Origin of the sequence: Prosthecobacter sp. (assembly GCF_020439865.1) — a bacterium.
In the GTDB taxonomy this organism is placed as follows: domain Bacteria; phylum Verrucomicrobiota; class Verrucomicrobiia; order Verrucomicrobiales; family Verrucomicrobiaceae; genus Prosthecobacter.
Genome location: NZ_JAGRPF010000079.1, coordinates 75,982 through 97,031, shown reverse-complemented (window position 1 = coordinate 97,031; position 21,050 = coordinate 75,982). Strand labels below are relative to the sequence as shown.

Genomic DNA, 21,050 nt, shown 5'->3' with positions numbered 1-21,050 from the left:
CCCACTTACTTGGAGTAGGTGACCGGGTTTTTGCCCGCGGTCACTTCCGGTTCCGGCTCAACAGGAAGCTGAGGCAGTCTGCAATGCCAGCTGGAACCCGGCATCGCATAGGCGTTGTGCAGATCATTCAAGCTGCCAACCATGTAGGGCTTGGGCTCAGGCGGATTGAAGATGTTCCAGAACCCAAAGTAGCCGCGATTCACGGTCTCTCCATAGGTGTTCATCGTGGCCTGATACACCCTTCTTGTGGAGAAGAGACCACGTTTCATCATTCCGGTCGCGACGCCTGGCCAGCGGGTGATGGCCCTCGCACCGTAGACAGCGCCGTCATCCACCGTGTCCATGCCGTAGTCTGCATAACGATTGACCTCACGATAGGCGATATCATCCGTGCGACGGACGGCGTTCATGCCAATGTTGGTGTAATCACGTGCCTGTCGATCCACCACTTTCCCGCCATAGTTAAGGCTGTCATCGGTCACATCCAAGGTGCTGGTGACTCCCTGACCGACTCCTCCGCTCACATAAGCCAGTCCTTGATTCGTTGCTGGTGCACCACGGCAAGGAAGCTCGGCCGAAGGACGCGGATTGTTCTTCAGGCTTGTGCAGGAGGCGAGACTTGCGAGGAGTGCGATGGGCAGGAGCAATTTCATAAGTAATCCCTGATTCTGTCGGAAAGCAGCCTGAATTGTCAAAGCTAAAATCAGCAGAATCTCAGTTAATTGGCAGGATCATTGCCCAGGCGCCTGAAAGACCTATTCGGGCAGGACGTTATCGCGCAACCCCATTGCCCCCCCCCCAATGAAGATCAATCCCCTCAGCTTTCTCCTCGTCTCGTCCATGGCGTTCACCATGACGTCCGGCGCCGCCCCTGACCTCAAGGCCACCGCCAGCAAGATCGACGAACTCGTCAACGCCAAGCTCGCCAAGGAAAAAATCCAGCCAAACGCCCCGGCGAGCGACGAGGTCTTCGTTCGCCGTGTTTACCTCGATGTCGTGGGCCGAATCCCGACGCTGCGTGAAACCACCGAATTCCTGAAGAGCAGCGAAGCCGACAAGCGCGCCCAGTTGATCGACCAGCTTCTCGCCAGCGACGGCTACGTGCAGAACTACTACAACTACTGGGGCGACATCCTGCGCATGAAGAGCAACATGGTCGGCGGCGGCCAGAGCCTCCCGGCCTTTTACGGTTATTCGAAGTGGCTGAAGGACTCGCTGCGCACAAACAAGCCCTACGACGAGATGGTGCGTGAGGTCGTATCCGCAGACGGCAAGACGTATGAGAATGGCGCCGTCGGTTTCTACATCCGCGACTACAACATGCCTCTCGACAACATGGCGGTGACCACCCAGATCTTTCTCGGCACCAGCATGGTCTGCGCCCAATGCCACAACCACCCTTTCGACAAGTGGTCGCAGATGGATTACTACCAGATGGCCGCCTACAGCTACGGCATGACGGGCACCAACGGCCTCACCAATCCGTTGCTCGCCCAGGCCATCTACGGTGGTGCGGGCAAAAGCAAAAAGAGCAGCTACAAGAGCCCGGTGTCCAAGTTTGATCTGCCGGCGGGCATCGAGCGCAAGGACGTGACCCGGGCCATGACGGAAATCCTCCGCCCGTTGCGCTACAACACCGTGCTCGACGAGTCGCACCGCAAGACCCTGCGCCTGCCGCACGACTACCAATACACGGACGCGAAACCCAAGCAGGAGATCAAGCCCTTCATCCCCGCCTCTTTTAGCAAAGACGGAGACATCATGAAAAAGGACAAGTCCCCCATCGCCGCCTACGCCGGCTGGATGACGAGCAAGGACAACCCGCGCTTCACCACGGTGATCGCCAACCGACTTTGGAAAAAACTGATGGGCCAGGGACTCATCGAACCCGTCGATGAAATCACCGACAGCACCGTGCCGAGCAATCCGCAACTGATGTCCTTCCTCGAAGACACCATGAAGTCGTTGAACTACGACATGAAGGCCTACCTGCGCGTCATCCTGAATTCCGCCGCCTACCAGCGCACCGCCTACACCAAAGATGTCGAACTCGGCGAAATCTACAACTTCCCCGGCCCGCTCCTCCGCCGCATGAGTGCCGAACAGATTTGGGACAGCATGGTCACGCTCTACAAGCCCAATCCCGACGCTCCGAGCATCGAGACCAAGGTCGCTGCCGAAGTTTCCCTGCGCCGGATCGAGTGGCTCGACCGCGCGTTGAACAGCCTCACGCCGAAACAGCTCCAGGACTGCACCGTCAAGGTCGCCCAGAGGCAGAAGGAACTCGCCGCCGAAGTCCGCGAAGCCCAGGAGCGCATGGAAGCAGCGTCGAAGCAGAAGGATGAAGATGCCATCCGCGCAGCCCGCAGGGCCATCCAAAGCCAGCGCAAGCGCATCGACGAGGCGGTGGATGCCGTGGTCTATGACACCGGCTTCAAGCGCTTTGCCGAACTGGCGCACGAAGGTAAACTCAGCGAATTCAGCAAGGACGAGGAATTTGTCAGGGAGGTCGAGACCGCCCTCAAGTCCAAGAAGGACGGAGAAGTCCTCAGCATGGACGAAGCGCTCGGAATCCTCGCGAGACAGCGCCGCACCAAGCTCCAAGAACAGGCAAAGGCCCGCACCAAGGCCGACGCCGAACGTTTTGACGTGGATGACAAAAACGAAAAGGCATCCCTCACCGCATGGGAGAGCTTCCGCGACACCTACATGCTCCGTGCCGCAGACCTGCGCAGCCCGGCTCCCAACGGCCACTTCCTGCGCGAATTCGGCCAGAGCGATCGCGAACTCGTCGAAAACGCGAATGACGAAGCCAGCGTTGGGCAGGCGCTCATGCTTCTGAACGGCAAGGTTTTTTCCAATTTGCTGAACCGTTACACCGTCATCTCCCGCGCCATGGACAAGGTCAAAGTGAACGGTGCAGATGCGGTGATCGACACTGTTTATCTGAGCCTGATGAGCCGCAAGGCCACTCCGGAGGAGCGCGCGCTGCTCAAGCCCATCGTGGACAATGCCGACGCCACAGACCGCGGTGACGTGCTTTGGACGGTGCTGAACACAAGGCAGTTCTTCTTCATCCAGTAGTCCCGGGCCGTCTGCCTGTCTTCGTTTCCTGTTTCAACGCGGAATGTGAACAATCACATTCCGCGTTTCCGTTTTTACGCGATCAAGCCTTTCACCACCTCGCCTGCTATGTCAGTCAGACGGAAATCACGTCCGGCATAGCGGTAGGTGAGCTTCAGGTGGTTCAGTCCGAGCAGATGCAGGACGGTCGCGTGCAAATCGTGGATGTGGACCTTGTCTACCGCCGCGTAGTATCCGTAATCGTCCGTCGCTCCATACGCGGTCCCCGGTTTGCTGCCACCGCCCGCCAGCCACATGGTGAACCCATGAGGATTGTGATCGCGGCCGTCCGCACCCTGCGCCACGGGTGTGCGGCCAAACTCGCCGCCCCAGATCACCAGCGTGTCCTCTAACAGCCCACGCGACTTGAGATCGGCGAGCAGACCGGCGATGGGCTTGTCCACCTCGGCGGCATTTTTCGTGTGTCCCTTGAGCAGATCGCCGTGCTGATCCCATTGCACAAAACCATCGCTGTGCGTCACCTGCACAAAACGTACGCCGCGCTCCGCGAAGCGTCGCGCCATGAGGCACTGCCGGCCAAAATTCGCGGTCACAGGATCGTCGAGGCCGTACAGCTTCCGCGTCGCCTCGGTTTCACCGGAAATGTCCTGTAAATCAGGCAGGGTCGATTGCATGCGGTAGGCCAGTTCAAACGAATTGATTCGCGCCTCCAGCGCGGCATTCGCCCCGGTCGTCTCCAGATACGAGTGGTTCATCTGCGACACGAGATCGAGCTGCGAACGCTGCATTTCTGGCGACAGCATCTTGTTATGGATGTGTTTTACCACCGCCTGATCAGCCGGAACGCTCGCATTGCCCAAAGGCGTGCCTTGGCAGTGCGCCGGCAGGAAGGCAGAGCCCCAGTTGTTCACGCCGCCATGCGCCAATGTCGGGCAAATCGTGATAAAGGCCGGCAGGTCGGAATTTTCGGTGCCCAAGCCGTAGCTGACCCATGACCCCATGCTCGGTCGCACGAACGTGTCACTGCCTGTGTGAAGCTTCAGCAACGCACCGCCGTGCGCCGGGTTCGTGCCATGCATCGAGCGGATGATGCACATGTCGTCCACATGCTTGGCCACATGGGGAAACAAATCGCTCACCGCCAGACCGCTCTGTCCATACTGACGAAATTTCCAAGGCGAACGCAGCAGATTGCCCGTCTGCGCGAATTTTACGCGCGGAAGCGCGAACGGCGGCGGCTTGCCATGATCACGATCCAACAGCGGCTTCGGGTCAAACGTATCCACCTGCGAGGGCCCGCCCTTCATCAGCAAGAATATGACCCGCTTTGCCCGGGCCGGAAAATGCGGCTGCTTCGGTGCCAGCGGATCAACCACCGCCGCCTGAGCCGAATCGAGTCCAAGAACGCCCTGCAAAGCAAGATAGCCGAATCCCGCGCACGAGTTACGCAACATGGCGCGGCGGCTGAATGGCAGAGCTGAAGGCGGTGCTTTCACACCTTAAGATACGGCTCGAAACCGCTGCTCTTGCTGCCCGGCAGCAACGGCTACACCCGCCCGGTGATAGGGGTCCGGCTTCCGCTGTCTTCGTTGAAGAACTGCTCCATGCGTTTGTGCAGGTCGGCGTAGAACTTGCTCGCCATGTCTTCCAAAGCGTCGGTGGTGCGGGTGATGCCTCCTGCCGCCGCCTGCTCACGGGCCAGTCGGTTCTTCTCTTCAAACGCCCGCTCCAGCTCCATGAGGTGCTCCAGAAATCCCTTCGCAGCACGCGTGCGGTCCGCACCTTCGATCAGCGCGCGTTCCAGCGGCTTGTTCTGCGTGAGATGCAGCAGCTTGCTCTGGCTCAGCTCCTTCATGTAGCCGTTGAAGCTGTTCAAGAAGGCCTGACGCTCACCGTCATACTTCACCTCCTCGCGGTCCAGCATCGTGTCATACGGACCTGGTTTGGAAAAGAACTTCACGACCAGCGGGATCGTGTCCACCAGCATGAACAGCGCCGTGAGCACGAGGTAGGCCACGAGGGCAAACATGCCGCCCTGCTGGCCGTTTTCGAAGAGCTCATGCAACGCCAGCGTCTGCGTGAGAATGTCGCGCCGCGGCTCAGCCCTGATGCCGGCGATGCGCGTGTCCTCGTCCTTCACGAGCTGGGTGATTTCGGCGTGGTAGTTTTGCAACTGGAGCAGCAAGGCGTCGATCTGCGCCTTCAGCGTCTCGCGAATGGCATTTTGCTGGCCGACAAATGCGTCCGCCTGCTCCGTCTGCACCTTTTCCTTCAGGGCCTGAATTCGATCCTGCTCAGCCTTGTTGCGTATGGCTTCTTCCGCGGCCTTGGCATCCAGCGCAGCATTCACGCCGTCTTCGGCGGCCTTGATCTCGGCCACAAGAACCACGCGGTTCTTCGTCATCGTATCCAGCACGCCGCTCAGACGTGCGGACTCGGCACGGCGCCAGGTGAGCTGGTCCTCCTGAATGCTCTTCGCCCGCGGACCGAGGCCGATGATGCCGCTGCGCTGACCGTTGACCTCGCGTTCAAACTCCGTCTGCCAATGGTTGAGCTCTGCCGCGATTTTTTGATAGTCGGCGCTGATGGTGGCCGTCTCCTTGTCGAGAGCTTCAAGACGCATTTTACCCGGAGCCACCGCCTCGGCAATTTTCGCCTCACGCTCGGCCTTGGCCTTCTTTTCGTCGTCAGAGAGCGGCTTTTCGACAGGCTTGCCGTTTTCATCGAGGAACTTGGCATTGAAGGTAGCGTTCCAGTTCTCGCGCTGTTTCGCGATCTCTGCCTCCAATGGTGCAATTCGTGCCTCCACCGCCGCCTTTTGCTGCTTCGAAGTCTCACGTGCTGACTCGATCTCACCCTGACGATGCTTTTCAATGACCGACGTCACGGTGTCTTTAAATAGCAGCAGCGTAAGCGGATGCGAGATGGTGATGCCCATCAGCGCCGCCACCACGATGCGCAGTGAAAACTGCGCGGCCTTGCGGAAGATAGACTGGTAGGCGCGGTACGTCGCCAGCAACGCCCGGTCAACCGTGAGAATGATGAATGACCACACGAGCGACACCGGCGCGATGATCCACCAATTGTCCGTCAGCGTGGAAAGCGCATACGCACATGCGATGATCGCGAACGTGGACGGCACAAGCACCGTCGCCCCGAATGCCACATACTTGCGCCGCTCCCACGCCGGACATTGATCGAGGTTGTCAGAAGAGGCCGAAGAGAGCCAGAAGAAGACGCGTTCGATGCGTTGGAGGAGGTTCATGGGCGTGAGGGGCTGCCGTGTCCCGAGTGTGTGGGCATGGGCGGGATTGTCAAACTGCGGGACTGGTATAATGAGAGCCTATGACGCCCGCCCTCGACGACGCATTCATCTGCGATTCTGTGCCTGCGGAAATCATGGACAAGCTGTGGGCGGCGGGCTGGCGGCATTTTGGCAGGTATTTCTTTCGTTACAGCACGCAGCCGACGAGCGACGGCGGCGCTCAAACGATAACGCCGCTGCGCATCAATCTTGTGTCCTGCACCTTCACCAAGAGCCAGCGCCGGGTGTTGCGTAGAAATGCCGACCTGCATCACGATTTCGGTCCGGCCGTGCTCGATGATGATTTGCGCGCCCTGTTTCAGCGCCACAAACAGCGCTTTACTCACAACATTCCTGAAGCGCTGGAGACCTTTCTAGGCCCAGATCCTGGAAAAGGCCCCTGCAACTGCCGCATGGTGCGTGTCTTCAACGGGCCACGACTCCTCGCCGCCAGCTTTTTCGACATGGGAGACGGGGCCGCCTCCAGCGTCTATGGCCTCTTCGAACCGGAAGACGCCAGACGCAGCCTCGGCATCTTCACCATGCTGCTGGAGATCCAGCACTGCCGCGAGTCCGGCCTGCGCTGGCTTTATCCCGGCTACGCCACGCACGAGCCCAGCGTCTACGACTACAAAAAGCAGTTTCGCGGCACGGAGTTTCTCGATTGGTCCACGGGCGAATGGCTTCCCCTGCCCTAGCGGCGCACGTGCAGGAACAGGTTCACTTCTTCAGGCTCCCATTGGATCTCGATGGAATCCGCCGCGGCCCCAGCTTCCAACGCGAGCTCACGCAGGTGATCACGGGTGCGATGATGCAATACCCAGTCTCCGAGCAACTCCATGTAGTCGCGGCTAGGGTTGAAGTCAGAGAAATTGCCCACCACGACCTCTCCGCCGCGCTTCGTCACCGTCATCAGCGCCTTGAGCAGGTAAACAAAAGTGCGGTCGGTAAGGTAGTCGAACAAACCCGCCGACCATACCAATTCATAGCCTTTGGCAGGAATAAAGCGTAACACGTTGCGGTGATAGAACTCCACGCGTTTCGCAAACGGTGCGCACAGTTTCTTCGCGTGCTCGATTGCATGAATCTCCGCGTCCACGCAGTCAAAAAACACCTCGCGCTCCGGATTGTCCAGCACCCACTCGCGCACGTCGCGCGCCGGACCGCTGGCGACGTTCAGAACGTTGAGAGGTGCCTTGGGACGCCCCGCCGAGTGGGAGTTCAGCAACTGATGGAAATACGCTTTGCGGTTGCGCACCGCGTTCGGGGCCGCCTGCGAATGAAAATACAGGTCCCAGCGGCGCAGATGGGGCTCCTGGGCGGTTTGCAGCGTGTAGATCGCCTCGATGATCTCAAAGTCGCCGCTGTAACCGTGCTTCTTTCCTAACGCCCGGGACTGCATCGTGCCATCGAGGTAACGGCTCGTGATGTCATGCGCATAGGCCATCACATCGTCACGCGCGATCACCTTCGCCCGCACCGCGTCGCCAAGCTGCCGCAATGTGCGGTTCAGCAGCGCATACTCCGTCGGCATCGGACCGCCGGCAGCGATCAGCTCACGCAGCAGATCGTCCATTTGCAGCAACGGCTCGAAGTCGCTCTTCCGAGCGGAAATTCGTTCCTGGAGGACAAGGGGAGGCATGTATCGGTGGTGACTTCACGATGTCCCAAAGCTCGACGCCGAAGGACCTAATCGGTTGATAATAAGCCATTCTTAACTAATCGGGAAGCAAAAAGTGCAAAGGTGGCCCAAGGCTTGAACTGGCCGCCCCTCTGCCGATGATCCGCTCTTCATGCTTGCCCGCCTCAACAATGCCTTCGCCCTCTGGCTCGCCATCGGTCTAATTTGGGCCTGGCTGGTGCCTGCCCATTTCATCTGGTTCCGGGCCTATATCCCGCAGGGGCTGGGCATCATCATGCTGGGCATGGGCCTGACCCTGCGCTTCGCCGATTTCCGCGATGCCCTGCGCACGCCGTGGATCGCACTCGTCGGGATCGGCCTTCAATTTGTCATCATGCCGCTGGCGGGCTGGAGCGTGGCCACGTTGCTGCAACTGCCCCCTCCGTTTGCCGTCGGCCTCATCCTGGTCGCCTGCTGCCCCGGAGGAACAGCCTCGAACGTCATCACCCATCTGGCCGGTGGCAATCTCCCGCTGTCCGTCCTCATGACCGCCTGCTCGACCTTCGCCGCGGTGGGCCTGACCCCGCTTCTCACGGACCTGCTCGCAGGGGCGCAGGTGCCGGTTCCCGTGGGCGACATGCTGCTGGACATGGCCACCGTGGTAGTGCTGCCCGTCCTCGCCGGGTTGCTGCTGAATCACTTTCTCGGCAACGTCGTGCGGCGAATCGAACCCGTCACCCCGCTGGTGAGCATCTTCTTCATCATCCTGATCGTCGGTGCCATTGTCGGAGCGCAAAAGAAGGCCATTTCCGAATCCGCACTCCTGCTGCTGGCCGCCGTGTTCCTCGTTCACGGCCTGGGATTTGGCCTCGGCTATGTGCTCGCTCGCGTGTTCAAGCTGCCCGAACGCGACGCGCGCACGGTGTCCATCGAGGTGGGGATGCAAAACTCCGGTCTGGGTGCCAAGCTCGCCGCCACGCACTTTGCCAATCCGCTCACGCCGGTGCCTGCGGCGCTCTCGGCCGTATGCCACTGCGTCATCGGCAGTTCGCTCGCCGCGTGGTGGCGGCGCAGAGCAGCATCCAGCAAATGATTGCTGCGATTTGCCAGAATCGCAGTCGTACACTGTCCCCTGAATGAACCTCCGCGTCTGCTGCCTTGCCTTGATTTCCGTCCAAGCGATCCGTGCCGTCGAGCCGGTGAATTTCTCCCGCGACGTGCTGCCCATTCTCTCTGCGAACTGCTACGCCTGCCACGGACCGGACGAAAAGGAACGGAAGGCCAAGCTGCGGCTCGACATCGAGGCCGAGGCGAAAAAGCCCCGAGATGGCGAAGCACCCGTGCTCGGTGGCAAACCGGAGCAGAGCAGTGTTTTTACCCGCCTCGTCACCAAGGACGAAGACGATCTCATGCCGCCGCCGGAGTCGCACAAGACGCTGAAACCTGCGCAAATCGAGATCGTGCGCCGCTGGATCGCCGAAGGCGCGAAATGGGGCCGCCACTGGTCCTTCGAGCCCGTAATACGACCACAGGGAACGATCGACTCGCTCGTGAAGGAGAAACTGGCAGAAAAAAAGCTCACGCTGCGGCCACGCGTGCCTGCAGCTACGCTCGTGCGACGTCTTTCACTCGATTTGACCGGCCTTCCACCGTCCGACTCGTCAGACAAGTCCGACCTGTCGGACAAAGATTACGAGGCGCTTGTCGACAACCTCCTCTCCTCCAAAGCCTTCGGCGAACACTGGGCACGCATGTGGCTCGATCTCGCGCGTTACGCGGACACCAAGGGCTATGAGAAAGATCTCGGACGCACGATCTGGCCGTGGCGCGACTGGGTCATCAACGCACTGAACGCGGACATGCCGCTCGATCAGTTCACACTGGAGCAGCTCGCGGGTGATTTGTTGCCCAATCCAACCGAGCAGCAGCTCATCGCCACCGCGTTTCATCGCAACACGATGTCCAACGACGAAGGCGGCACCGACAATGAAGAGTTTCGCGTCGCGGCGGTGAAGGACCGCGTCGATACGACGATCCAGGTGTGGATGGGACTCACGATGGGCTGCGCGAAGTGCCACAGCCACAAATACGATCCCATCAGCAACGAGGAATACTACCGCCTCTACGCCATCTTGAACCAGACGCAGGATGCCGACTTGCCGGACGACTCGCCGAAACTCTCGAAGCCCACACCGGAGCAGACGAAGGCCGTTGAGGACGCCACGAAGAAGCTCAACGAACTGCGCGAAGAACTCGCGAAGACCAGCGGCAAAGATTTAAAGGACAAAGACCTAGAACGCGAAGATCCCGCCACCGACAAACCGGAGATCGCCAAGCTCAAAGACGCGGTTAAATCAGCCCGCAACGCGGTGAAGGCTGCCAATGAGCAAATCGTCGCCATTCCAATCATGCGCGAACTACCCGCCGCAAAGCAACGCGCGACGAAGATTCACAATCGCGGCAACTTCCTCGATCAAACCACGCCGGTGACTCCCGCCGTGCTCGCGGAGTTCGGCAAACTTCCTCAAGATGCACCGCTGAACCGCATCGGCCTCGCGAAGTGGCTCGTGAACAATGACAACCCGCTCACGCCGCGGGTGTGGGCCAACCGCGTGTGGGCGCGGCTGTTCGGCATTGGCATTGTCGAGACCGAGGAGGATTTCGGCGCGCTCGGCACGCTGCCGACCAATCCGAAGCTGCTCGATCTGCTCGCCGCCGAGTATCGCGATGGGGGCTGGTCGTTGAAGAAGCTGCTCAAGTTCATCGTGATGAGCGATACCTACCGCCAGGCCTCGGAAACCACGCCCGAGTTGAACGAAGCCGATCCGCGCAACGTGTTCGCTTCACGCGGCGCGCGTTATCGCCTCAGCGCCGAGATGGTGCGCGACTCCGCGCTCACCGTTTCAGGTTTGCTCTCAAAGAAGATGGGTGGCCCGCCAGTGATGCCGCCGCAGCCTGCCGGTCTCTGGCGCTCAACTTACAGCGCCAAGTCGTGGATCGACGCCGAAGGCGAAGATCGTCATCGACGCGGCCTCTACACCTATTTGAAGCGCACCACGCCGTATCCGTCCTTCATCACCTTCGATGGTGGTAGTGGTGAAGTTTGCCAGATTCGTCGCATCCGAACGAACACGCCGTTGCAAGCGCTCGTCACGCTGAATGATCCCGTCTATCTCGAAGCCGCCGCCGCGCTCGCCACGAAGATGCTCGCGGCTGGCAACGAACCCGCCGCCGCTGGCCTGCAAATCGCGCTTTGTCGTCCGGTGAAAGCGGAAGAGGCAAAACCGCTCCTCGCGCTCTTTGCTGATGCGAAGGCTGATTTCACAAAGCATCCGCAAAATGCAGCCGACTTGATTCAGACAACGCGCGCAAATCAACCGCAGGGCATCGCGCCCGCCGACTTTGCCGCGTGGATCGTCACCGCGAACGCGATCCTGAATCTCGACGAATTCCTCACCCGCAACTGAGCCATGACTCCTGATCTCCTCCACGCACGCAGCATCACGCGGCGGTATTTGTTTCAGACGACCGGTCTTGGTTTCGGCGCGATGGCGCTGAACTCGTTGCTCGCCGGCGAGGCGAAGAAGCCGATGATCCCGGCGAAGGCGAAGCGCGTCATTTATCTGCACATGGCGGGTTCGCCGTCGCAGCTGGAGATGTTTGATTACAAACCGGAGCTCCAAAAGCTTCACCTCAAGGACGCACCGGCCTCGTTCCTCGAAGGCAAGCGCTTCGCCTTCATCAAAGGCGTGCCGAAGGTGCTCGCGGGACAGTTCAAATTCGCGCAGCAAGGTCAAAGCGGCCAGTGGATGAGCGAGTTGCTGCCGCAACTGGCGAAGGTGATCGACAAGATCTCTGTGATCCGCACGGTTCACACGGATCAGTTCAACCACGCGCCCGCGCAGCTCTTTGTGCACACGGGATCGCCGCGACTCGGCAGTCCGTCGATTGGATCATGGGCCACTTACGGTCTCGGCAGCGTGAATGAAGACCTGCCGGGCTTTGTGGTGCTGCTGAGCGGTGGCAAGACTCCCGACGGCGGCAAATCGCTCTGGGGCAGCGGCTTCCTGCCGAGCGTTTATCAGGGCGCGCAATGCCGCACCAGCGGTGATCCGGTTTTGTATCTGAGCGACCCGAAGGGCATGGACCGAACCATGCGCCGTCGCATGCTCGACGCGGTGGCCAAGATGAACGAGGCGGAACACGCCCGAAGCGGCGACTCCGAAACGCTCACACGTATCGCTCAATACGAACTCGCCTATCGCATGCAAATGAGCGTGCCGGAGGTGATGGACATCTCGAAAGAGCCCGAGCACGTGCTCAAACTCTACGGTGCGAAGCCCGGCTACGTCTCGCCGGCCGAAAAGGGCGTCGAAGATCCCCGTGTTCTCTACAAGGGCGACGATCCCACCTTCGCGAACAACTGCCTGCTCGCGCGTCGCCTTATCGAAAACGGCGTGCGCTTTGTGCAGCTCTACGACTGGGGCTGGGATCATCACGGCTCCTCGCCCGGCGAGAGCATCGACGAGACGCTGCCGATCAAGTGCCAGCAGATCGACCGCGCCATCAGCGGTCTCATTCTCGATCTGGAGCAGCGCGGCCTGCTCGATGACACGCTCATCGTCTGGGGCGGCGAATTTGGCCGCACGCCGATGATGCAGAACAACGTGCGCACCGAGTTCAAGAAAGGCTTCGTCGGTCGTGATCACCATCCCTATGCCTACACGATGTGGATGGCCGGCGGCGGCATCAAAGGCGGTGTTGCCCACGGCCAGACGGATGAGTTCGGCTACTACCCGGTCGAAAAACCGGTCAGCATCCGCGACCTGCAAGCGACGATCCTCAACCAGCTCGGACTCGACCCGTATCGCTTCCACTTCACCTACCAGGGCCTCGACAACCGCCTCATCGGCCCGACGAGCGAAGGCAAGGTGCTGAAGGCCCTGCTCGCTTGATGTTTGAATGCGACGACGCAGGCCGTTAAAACAAATCATGCGTTTCCCGTCCCTCCTGCTGCTCGTCACCACCAGCGCGTCCGCCGCGCCGGTGGATTTCGTGCGCGAGGTGCGGCCGATCTTCGAAAAGCACTGCTACGAATGCCACGGTGAGAAGAAGCAGAAGTCCGGCCTGCGGCTCGACATCAAATCGGAAGCGCTCAAAGGCGGCGACAAGCATGCGCCGGACATTCAAGCAGGCGATGCGGCAAAGAGCTCCCTGATCCACTTCATCACGACGACCGACGAAGATGAGATCATGCCTCCCAAGGGCAAGCTCGCCTCCGAGGACATCGAAACGCTCACGCGCTGGATCAACGAAGGCGCGCACTGGCCCGATGGAGTCGATCTCGCGAAACTCGAAGACCGGCGTGATCACTGGGCCTTCAAGCCTCTCGCGAAGTCTTCGTTGCATTCCATCGATGCCTTCATCGACGCGAAGCTCACCGAAAAAGGTCTGCATCGATCCCCACCCGCCGATCCGGTCACCTGGCTGCGTCGCGTGACCTTCGATCTCACTGGCCTGCCGCCAACGCCGGAGGAAGTCGCCGCGTTTTCGAAGAGCAAAGATCACGCAGCGGTTGTCGAGCGTCTCCTCGTCTCACCACGCTACGGCGAGCACTGGGCGCAGCACTGGCTGGATGTCGTGCGCTACGCGGACACGCACGGCTTTGAAGTGAACACCGAGCGTCCCAACGCGTGGCCTTACCGCGATTACGTCATCCGCGCGTTCAACAACGACACGCCATACGATCGCTTCATCAAAGAGCAGATCGTTGGCGATGCGATGGGCGAGGACGCGGCCACGGGATTCCTCGTCACGGCGTCGGTGTTGCTGCCGGGACAGATCGGCAAGGACGAGCCGTCGAAGCGTCTCGCGCGGCAGGATTCCATCGACGAGATCGTCGTGAACATCGGCCAGACCTTCCTCGGCCTCAGCATCGGCTGCGCGCGCTGCCACGATCACAAGTTTGATCCGATCAGCGCGAAGGATTACTACTCGATGCAGGCTTTCGTCGCCGGAGTCGAGTATGGCGATCGCGAACTGCGCACGCCAGAGGCTCTCGCGGCCCGCGAGGAACTGAAGAAGGTCAAAGCACAGCTCACCGATATCGAGAAGCAGCTCTCGCGCTTTGTTCCCATCGCCAAATCAGGCGTGAAACGTCCGATGATCGATGCGCGTGAAAATCGCGATCGTTTCATGCCCGTGAAGGCCAGACGCGTGCGCTTCACCATCCGCGACACGAACAAGCTCGAACCCTGCATCGACGAACTCGAGGTTTTCACCACCACGGGCGAAAACATCGCGCTGAATGCCCCCATCACAGTCTCTGGTGAGAAAGTCAGCGCTGACCGCCATGAGCAGCGTTTCGTGAACGACGGCAACTACGGCAACTCGCGCAGTTGGATGTCGAACGAAGTCGGCAAAGGCTGGGTGATGGTCGAGTTCCCGCAGGAGCAGGAGATCGACCGCGTCGTGTGGGGCCGTGATCGACAGGGCAAATTCAAGGACCGCCTCGCGACCAGCTACGTCATCGAAACCGCCGACGATTCCGGTGCTTGGCGCGTCGTCGCCGATTCCGACGACCGCCAGCGCTATGACGAGCGTGATCGCACGCAGCCCGCGTTTTCCACGCAAGGCCTTCGCCAAGACGAAATCGCCGAGGCGCAGCGTCTCATCGATCAAAAGCGGCCGCTCGATGAACAACTGCAACGCATCAGTGCCGAACAGAAGGTCTTCGCCGGCACCTTCCGCACGCCGGATGACATCCATCTCTTGAATCGTGGCGATCCCGAGCAGCCGAAGGAGTCCGTGGTGCCCGCCGTGCTCTCTGCGTTGGGAACGGTGACACTGACAAATGAAACCGCCGAGCAGGAACGCCGCCGCGTTCTCGCCGACTGGATCGCCAGCCCGCGGAATCCGCTCACCGCCCGCGTCATGGTCAATCGCATCTGGCAGGGCCACTTCGGCACCGGTCTGGTCGAAACGCCGAGCGACTTCGGCCGCATGGGCGTGAAACCCACGCATCCCGAACTGCTCGACTGGCTCGCCGCCGAGTTCATCAAGAGCGGCTGGAGTGTGAAACACATGCACCGGCTGATCGTGATGAGCGAAACCTACCGGCAGTCATCCAAGACAATGAGACCTTCAGACAATCAGACAGGGAGACAAAGCGACTCCCTCTCATTGTCTCCAAGTCTCATTGTTTACAAGTCTCCCTCCGCCAACACCATCGACTCCGACGCACGTCTCCTCTGGCGCTTCCCTTCCCGCCGACTCGAAGCCGAATCCATCCGCGACTCGATGCTCGCTGTCAGCGGTCTGCTGGATTTGAAGATGTATGGCCGCGGCTACAACCTCTTCGACAAACGCGGCGGCCTCAGCGGCTTCGAACCAGTCGATAGCCTCACACCCGACAACAAACGCCGCATGATCTACGCGCACAAAGTCCGCCGTGAACCCGAGGCCGTGTTTGGCGCGTTCGACTGTCCTGACGCCGGTCAAAGCACCGCGATCCGCCGCGCCAGCACCACACCGATCCAGGCGCTCAACCTATTCAACAGCCGCTTCACACTCGACACCGCCAGCGCCTTCGCGACACGCTTGCAAAAAGAAGCCGGAGATGACATCGCCGCACAAATCACCAGCGCCTACAAGCTCGCGCTGAATCGTTCCCCGACCACCGCAGAACTGCACGACACCGGACCGACCGTCCGCGAATACGGACTCAGCGCGCTTTGCCGGGCGTTGTTCAACAGCAACGAGTTCCTGTTTATGCCGTGATGCACCGGCTGCGCCGACGGCGGATCACCATGCCAAGCAGCCCGCCGAGCAGGAGCAAGGAACGGGAAGGTTCGGGGACGGCTTGTGCTGTGAAATTCACGGTCGCGCCGCTTAGAGTTTTCGAAAAGCTCAACGGCAGAAAGTGGTAGTCGCCACCTAACGCAAGAATGTCCACCGGCAGAACGGCGGTGCCGCTGAAGGTCAGCGTCTCGCCGGCTTGATAGGTGTGTGAGGAGTTCGATGCGAAACCCCAACTGTCCAAGTTGCCGCCGCCATGCACCAGCAAGACTGAATCAATCGAAAGAGCACCGCTCAGGGAGCCGGTCAGTTGCACCGTTCCACCCGGATCGAAAGCGTGAAGCCCATCCGGAACGGAGCCCGGAAGAGGGTAGCTTCTGAAATAGTCGCCAACGCCGGCCCAATTGGTGATGCCAATCGTTGATGAAGTGGTGTTCGCATTCACCGTGCCCCCCGTGGTGACGACGTAGCTGCCTGAGAAGGTCCATGTGGACTCACCGGTCTCGGGAATGCCGACAGCGGTCAACACCAGAGCGGAGTGAGCCTGGGAAGCCATTGAGATGAACAACAGCAGTCCCGTGACAAGCCCGCTAAGGGCCTTGGTGGCATTGATTTTGGATTTCATTCTTTTTCTTTTGGAGTGTGAGTGAGGGGCACTGACTGCCGAGAAGCCGCTTCGCGCGGCCGCCCGGTAGTAGCGCCGCCACTTCAGTCCCGGTTTCCGGGCGGGCGTTTCACTTGACCCGCGTTTTTCTTTAGAATGCCTGAATGCTGATTTGCGAAGCATGAAGGAAAGGCGGGTTTCGGGCCCCACAGATGGCAGTCCTCCGGACCCGGCCGCGAAAAAGGCGGGACGCTTGCGAGTCCCACCTTCCGATTTCCGGAGCGGTGCTTCAGCAGAGCCGCATTTTTTGGCAGATGATCCGCCTGAGGACGGGAATTCCAGTTTCTCACCGGGGAAACAGATGCCAGAGTTACCCCCGAATGCCGGAATGCGATTCGCCACAGGGTGACACTCCGTGTTGCCAGAATGTCCGCGCCTGATCACAGCCTGAACGCCTCGTTCCCATCGACGCACTGGACGCTCGTCCATGCGTTGCAGAACGGCAATCCCGAGGACGCCGCAGCAGCGATGGAGGAGCTGTGCAAAGGCTACTGGTATCCCATTTACGCCTTCCTGCGCCGCAGCGGCCACGCTGCGCACGACGCGGAGGATTTGACTCAGGCCTTCTTCCACCGGCTCATCACCGAAAACGCCCTCCTCTCCGCACAGCAGGAGGCCGGCAAGCTCCGCTCCTGGCTGCTGGGCGTGCTGAAACGCCTGCTCAGCGATGACGCACGGCACAACGGTGCGCAAAAGCGTGGCGGCAATGTGCTTCATGTGTCCTTCGATGAAATGGCCGCGGAAGAGCGCTATGCGCACGAGCCGCAAACCGAGAGCGATCTGGATGCGTTTTTCACACAGGTCTGGGCGCAGGATTTGCTGGCCAGTGTGCGTGTGAAGCTCCGCGAGGCTTACGAAGCGGTGGGACGAAAAGAGGTCTTCGACCTCCTGCTGCCCTATCTGATGTGGGACAACGAACCGCCGTCCTGCCGCGAAGTCGCCGAAAAGATCGGCTCCAGCGAAGTCGCGACGCGCATCCTCATCCACCGCCTGCGTGTGAAGTTCCGCACGCTTCTGCGCGAGGAAGTCGCCCATACCGTCCTCACACCCGGGGAAATCCCCGGCGAGCTGGCGTGGTTGCAAAGCGTGCTGGCAAAATAGATTTGTGATCCATATACTCGGCTTCTCAACAGCCACACACGCCATGAATTCACACGAATCGAAATCACTCGTCTCCCGCAACTGGCTCGTGTGGCTCATCGCCGCGCTTACCTATCCCATCGTGCATTGGATCCCGACAAGCTCGGGCCACCCGGCCAAGATTTTTGACATTTTGGTCCCGGTGTTCGTGATGGCACTGGGCTACGTGTCCCACACGGTTCTGACCGCGGCGCTTAACCAGCGATGCAAGAATGAGTGAAACAGTGTCCGGCATTCCGGGCCTGGAATCGAAAGCCAATCCATAGTCCGATGCCCGAACACACCGAACCCACGCCGCCCGCTCTCGGTGTCGAAAACTACGACATCGGACGCGAGATCTCTTCGGGTGGCATGGGCAGCGTCTTGGAGGCCAAGGATGCCAAGCTGGACCGCACCGTGGCCATCAAGGTCATGCTGCTGGAAGCGAATGCCGATGAGCGAATGAGAGCACGCTTTCTGCGCGAGGCGCAGGTGCTCGCCATGCTCGCGCATCCGAACATCGTGCCCATCTACGATATCGTGTGGGAGGACGGCCTGCCGCTGTTTTATTCGATGAAGCTCGTCAAGGGCCGCACGCTGCAGGCTATCCTCAATGACCTGCGCAAAGAGGATGCTGATGCTCTGCGCGACTTCCCGTTCACGCGCCTGCTCGACATCTTCCGCAAAGTCTGCGACGCCATCGCCTTCGCCCACAGCAAGGGCGTGCTGCATCGTGATCTGAAGCCGGAGAACATCATGGTCGGCGAATTCGGCGAGGTCATGGTGATGGACTGGGGACTCGCCAAGACGATGAGCCAGGGAGAAGTTGAAGATGTCTCATTGTCTCCCCTTCGCATGGTCTCATCGTCTTCTGCGACGCTCGCCGGCGCGGTGCTCGGCACGCCGCAATACATGTCTCCGGAACAGGCGCGTGGAAGCATGCAGGATGTGGATGAACGCTCGGACATCTATGCGTTGGGCGGCATTCTTTACGCCATCCTCACATTGCGTCCGCCTGTCGAGGGCAAGACAGCACTGGAGGTGCTGGAAAAAGTCAGTCGCGGCGAGATCACCGCACCCACGGCTTTCCAATCGCGCTCCGGGAGCCGTGGAAAGGCTTTTGAAAAAGGAGAGATGCTCGACCCAACGGAGATCAGACCTCTGCCGCACGTTCGCGCCGGTCGTGCGCCCGCCGCGTTGTCGTCTGTCGCGATGAAGGCGCTGCATCTCGACAAGGCCCGTCGCTACGCGAGCGTCACCGCGCTTGGAGCAGACATCGACGCCTACACGAGCGGCCGCGCCACCAGCGCAGAGGAAGCGGGAACCCTGAAGCAGATCAAGCTCCTGATGCTGCGGCACCAGGTGGTTACCGTTGCCCTCGCCGCACTGTTGATCATCAGCTTCGGCTTCATCTGGAAAGTCATGGCCGGTGAACGCGTGGCCCGGCACTCCCTCGCCACCGCGCAGATCGCGCTGGCCGATGTCGATTTCAAAGAGGGTGACATCACCAGCATGACCAACGCGCTGGAGGTCGTGCCAGCATACTTGCGCGATCAAAGCTGGCGCTATCTGGCTACCAAGCAGGATTCATCGCTCGGCACGCTCTCGATCCCCGGCTTCTGCGAACAGGTGACGGATGTGTGCGCGATTCCGAATACTCCCGCGCAGTTCGCCATCGCCAATGGCGATGGACGGATCGGCATCGTGGACGTCGCACAGAAAAAACTTCTCCGCGTCATCGAAACCGATCACGCGGGCGAACTGCGCATCAGCATCTCCGGTGATGGCAAACAACTTCTGAGTCGCACGAGTTCAGCCAGCGAGGCCGCTTTGCACGATCTCGCCACCGGATCAAAGCTGAAGACCTTTCCAGTCTCGCGCACAGATGCCGCCGAGAATCCTTATCTGCAAACCCTCGCACTGAATGCCACGGGCACACTGGCAGCCTTCGCTGACTTCGATACGCGCGCGCTGCATCTGATCGACACCACCACTGGCGCCGTGCGTTGGACAAAGCCCTTCCGTCCGTTGCGCATGGTCTTTGCCTCACATGGACTTGTCCTCGCACTTATCCAGCACCAAAGCTACGTCCTCAACGGCCTCAAGCTCACCGATGGCAGCCCCGCCTTTCTCGGGCGTCTCAACGCCCACCCAAACTCCATGGCAGCGAGCCCCGACGCTGCACGGCTCGCGATCGGCCTCATCTCCGGCGACATGGAGGTGTATCATTCCAACAACGGCGTCCTCATCAAACGCCGCCGCGTCGACGCCATGCCCATCGCGCAGGTGGCCTACAGCGGCGCAGGGAACATCATCCTCCTCGGAGGCAGCGCCGCGCAAGACCTCACTGTCAGCCGCCCGCTGTCGCTTATTTATCCCAGTGATCTCGAGCCCACGGGGACCTTCCACGGCATCACGGCTTACACAGGGTATCTGCCACTCAGCGTCAATCACAGCAGCAGCCACCTTCTCACGCAGCAGTCTCCGCCGCAACTCTGGCACTTCCGCGATCAACCGCTCGCCGAGATCTGGCCAGGCAGTGACGAAGGCTGGTCCTGCCACTTTCTCTCTGATGCCATGCTGCTCGCCCGCGGGAAGGATGGCCTCGGCACTCGCTACGACGTATCTGATCCACGTGATCCCAAGGCATTGCCTTCTGATTTTACGAAGGACCACAAGGTCAGTGCCGTCCACCTCGCCAGTGGCCTCATCGCCACCGCTTACTCACGCAACAGCCTCACCACACCCGAGGCCGTGCTCGAGTTGTGGCAGACCACAACAGACGGCGTCGTCAAAACAGGGTCCCGCCCTGCTGAGTTGAAGAACGACGGCACCATGCACCTCGACTTTGACGTCAAAGGGGAGCGCCTTCTGCGCACGCTGCCCTCGCCTCGCAGTCGTCTCATCATCCACGACACCCGCACCGGCAAGGTGATCCACGAGTTCAAACACGAAGCCTACAAAGCCATCTTCGCCGGCACACGCGGCCACATCGTCGCCATCTCCAGCGAACTTCAGCCCGACAACACGCAAAAGGGTACCATCACCCTCATTGATTCTCAAACAGGCCGCGTTCTCGCCTCGCACGATCACAACAGCGCCCTCTACGCCCTCGCCGCCTCGCCGGACCGCCGCCTCATCGCCGTCGGCGGCAGCGGGCGCTTCGTCACCATCCTCGATGCCGACACCCTCGCCGTGAAGCATCGCTTCCGTGCGCACGACGCCACCATCAGCGCAGCCTGCTTTCATCCCACGCAGCCCATCCTCGCCACCGGCTCCTCCGACCACAGCCTCAAGCTCTGGCGCTACGCCGATGCCACGCTGCTGCAGAGCTTCATCGGTGTCGAAGGCCTTACCCGCTCCATCACCTTCAGCCCGAACGGCCGCCTCCTCGCCACCGACGGGCGCGATCGCGCGGTGCGCATCATTGAGGTCGATGAACGAAACTCACCATAGCCGGT

14 protein-coding genes are annotated in these 21,050 nt (G+C 60.5%); 9 read left to right on the top strand and 5 right to left on the bottom strand.

What is annotated here, in order from left to right:
- Positions 1 to 5 precede the first annotated feature (5 nt).
- Positions 6 to 653, bottom strand: coding sequence for a hypothetical protein (locus KDL09_RS08970; protein ID WP_294384064.1), 648 nt, complete (start codon positions 651 to 653; stop codon positions 6 to 8).
- Between the two features lie 148 nt (positions 654 to 801).
- On the opposite strand from KDL09_RS08970, the gene KDL09_RS08965 reads away from it, so the two are divergent.
- Entirely contained in the window at positions 802 to 3,084 is a 2,283-nt protein-coding gene (locus KDL09_RS08965; RefSeq protein ID WP_294384061.1) for a DUF1549 domain-containing protein, read from the top strand.
- 74 nt (positions 3,085 to 3,158) lie between these two features.
- Here KDL09_RS08965 and KDL09_RS08960 read toward each other — a convergent pair whose 3' ends face one another.
- Both KDL09_RS08960 and KDL09_RS08955 read right to left on the bottom strand, forming a co-directional pair.
- Positions 3,159 to 4,538 (bottom strand): DUF1501 domain-containing protein, encoded by a 1,380-nt coding sequence (locus tag KDL09_RS08960; protein WP_294384059.1) that lies wholly within the window; start codon positions 4,536 to 4,538, stop codon positions 3,159 to 3,161.
- A 92-nt stretch (positions 4,539 to 4,630) separates the two neighbouring features.
- A complete protein-coding gene (locus KDL09_RS08955) occupies positions 4,631 to 6,349 on the bottom strand; it encodes a DUF4407 domain-containing protein (protein WP_294384057.1) in 1,719 nt (572 codons plus the stop codon).
- Positions 6,350 to 6,429: 80 nt separating this feature from the next.
- Here KDL09_RS08955 and KDL09_RS08950 point away from each other — a divergent pair, with 80 nt between their 5' ends.
- The gene (locus KDL09_RS08950) at positions 6,430 to 7,086 is read left to right on the top strand and encodes a GNAT family N-acetyltransferase (protein ID WP_294384054.1); all 657 of its coding nucleotides are present in this window, start codon (positions 6,430 to 6,432) and stop codon (positions 7,084 to 7,086) included.
- Here KDL09_RS08950 and KDL09_RS08945 read toward each other — a convergent pair.
- Positions 7,083 to 8,030 (bottom strand): class I SAM-dependent methyltransferase, encoded by a 948-nt coding sequence (locus KDL09_RS08945; RefSeq protein ID WP_294384053.1) that lies wholly within the window; start codon positions 8,028 to 8,030, stop codon positions 7,083 to 7,085. The genes KDL09_RS08950 and KDL09_RS08945 overlap by 4 nt on opposite strands.
- A gap of 151 nt (positions 8,031 to 8,181) precedes the next feature.
- On the opposite strand from KDL09_RS08945, the gene KDL09_RS08940 reads away from it, so the two are divergent.
- The 4 genes from KDL09_RS08940 to KDL09_RS08925 are packed head-to-tail and all read left to right on the top strand — an operon-like array spanning position 8,182 to position 15,788.
- A complete protein-coding gene (locus KDL09_RS08940) occupies positions 8,182 to 9,102 on the top strand; it encodes a bile acid:sodium symporter family protein (protein WP_294384051.1) in 921 nt (306 codons plus the stop codon).
- A 43-nt stretch (positions 9,103 to 9,145) separates the two neighbouring features.
- Complete coding sequence (locus KDL09_RS08935) at positions 9,146 to 11,476, top strand: PSD1 and planctomycete cytochrome C domain-containing protein (RefSeq protein WP_294384049.1); 2,331 nt, start codon at positions 9,146 to 9,148, stop codon at positions 11,474 to 11,476.
- A gap of 3 nt (positions 11,477 to 11,479) precedes the next feature.
- Positions 11,480 to 12,964 (top strand): DUF1501 domain-containing protein, encoded by a 1,485-nt coding sequence (locus KDL09_RS08930; protein ID WP_294384048.1) that lies wholly within the window; start codon positions 11,480 to 11,482, stop codon positions 12,962 to 12,964.
- Positions 12,965 to 13,001: 37 nt separating this feature from the next.
- The gene (locus tag KDL09_RS08925) at positions 13,002 to 15,788 is read left to right on the top strand and encodes a PSD1 and planctomycete cytochrome C domain-containing protein (RefSeq protein WP_294384047.1); all 2,787 of its coding nucleotides are present in this window, start codon (positions 13,002 to 13,004) and stop codon (positions 15,786 to 15,788) included.
- Here KDL09_RS08925 and KDL09_RS08920 read toward each other — a convergent pair.
- On the bottom strand, positions 15,778 to 16,593 hold the full coding sequence (locus KDL09_RS08920) for a PEP-CTERM sorting domain-containing protein (RefSeq protein ID WP_294384046.1): 816 nt from the start codon (positions 16,591 to 16,593) through the stop codon (positions 15,778 to 15,780). The two genes, KDL09_RS08925 and KDL09_RS08920, sit on opposite strands and share 11 nt — an antisense overlap.
- A gap of 243 nt (positions 16,594 to 16,836) precedes the next feature.
- Here KDL09_RS08920 and KDL09_RS08915 point away from each other — a divergent pair, with 243 nt between their 5' ends.
- From KDL09_RS08915 to KDL09_RS08905, 3 genes are read left to right on the top strand one after another with little or no spacing between them, the layout of a single operon-like run.
- Complete coding sequence (locus KDL09_RS08915; protein WP_294384045.1) at positions 16,837 to 17,571, top strand: ECF-type sigma factor; 735 nt, start codon at positions 16,837 to 16,839, stop codon at positions 17,569 to 17,571.
- 43 nt (positions 17,572 to 17,614) lie between these two features.
- Entirely contained in the window at positions 17,615 to 17,830 is a 216-nt protein-coding gene (locus KDL09_RS08910; protein ID WP_294384044.1) for a hypothetical protein, read from the top strand.
- Between the two features lie 50 nt (positions 17,831 to 17,880).
- Positions 17,881 to 21,045, top strand: coding sequence for a WD40 repeat domain-containing serine/threonine-protein kinase (locus tag KDL09_RS08905; RefSeq protein ID WP_294384043.1), 3,165 nt, complete (start codon positions 17,881 to 17,883; stop codon positions 21,043 to 21,045).
- Positions 21,046 to 21,050 lie beyond the last annotated feature (5 nt).

Coding starts and splice junctions, on each gene's coding strand:
- KDL09_RS08970 (WP_294384064.1), bottom strand. CDS start 653: ATGAAATTGCTCCTGCCCATCGCACTCCTCGCAAGTCTCGCCTCCTGC.
- KDL09_RS08965 (WP_294384061.1), top strand. CDS start 802: ATGAAGATCAATCCCCTCAGCTTTCTCCTCGTCTCGTCCATGGCGTTC.
- KDL09_RS08960 (WP_294384059.1), bottom strand. CDS start 4,538: ATGTTGCGTAACTCGTGCGCGGGATTCGGCTATCTTGCTTTGCAGGGC.
- KDL09_RS08955 (WP_294384057.1), bottom strand. CDS start 6,349: ATGAACCTCCTCCAACGCATCGAACGCGTCTTCTTCTGGCTCTCTTCG.
- KDL09_RS08950 (WP_294384054.1), top strand. CDS start 6,430: ATGACGCCCGCCCTCGACGACGCATTCATCTGCGATTCTGTGCCTGCG.
- KDL09_RS08945 (WP_294384053.1), bottom strand. CDS start 8,030: ATGCCTCCCCTTGTCCTCCAGGAACGAATTTCCGCTCGGAAGAGCGAC.
- KDL09_RS08940 (WP_294384051.1), top strand. CDS start 8,182: ATGCTTGCCCGCCTCAACAATGCCTTCGCCCTCTGGCTCGCCATCGGT.
- KDL09_RS08935 (WP_294384049.1), top strand. CDS start 9,146: ATGAACCTCCGCGTCTGCTGCCTTGCCTTGATTTCCGTCCAAGCGATC.
- KDL09_RS08930 (WP_294384048.1), top strand. CDS start 11,480: ATGACTCCTGATCTCCTCCACGCACGCAGCATCACGCGGCGGTATTTG.
- KDL09_RS08925 (WP_294384047.1), top strand. CDS start 13,002: ATGCGTTTCCCGTCCCTCCTGCTGCTCGTCACCACCAGCGCGTCCGCC.
- KDL09_RS08920 (WP_294384046.1), bottom strand. CDS start 16,593: ATGCTTCGCAAATCAGCATTCAGGCATTCTAAAGAAAAACGCGGGTCA.
- KDL09_RS08915 (WP_294384045.1), top strand. CDS start 16,837: ATGTCCGCGCCTGATCACAGCCTGAACGCCTCGTTCCCATCGACGCAC.
- KDL09_RS08910 (WP_294384044.1), top strand. CDS start 17,615: ATGAATTCACACGAATCGAAATCACTCGTCTCCCGCAACTGGCTCGTG.
- KDL09_RS08905 (WP_294384043.1), top strand. CDS start 17,881: ATGCCCGAACACACCGAACCCACGCCGCCCGCTCTCGGTGTCGAAAAC.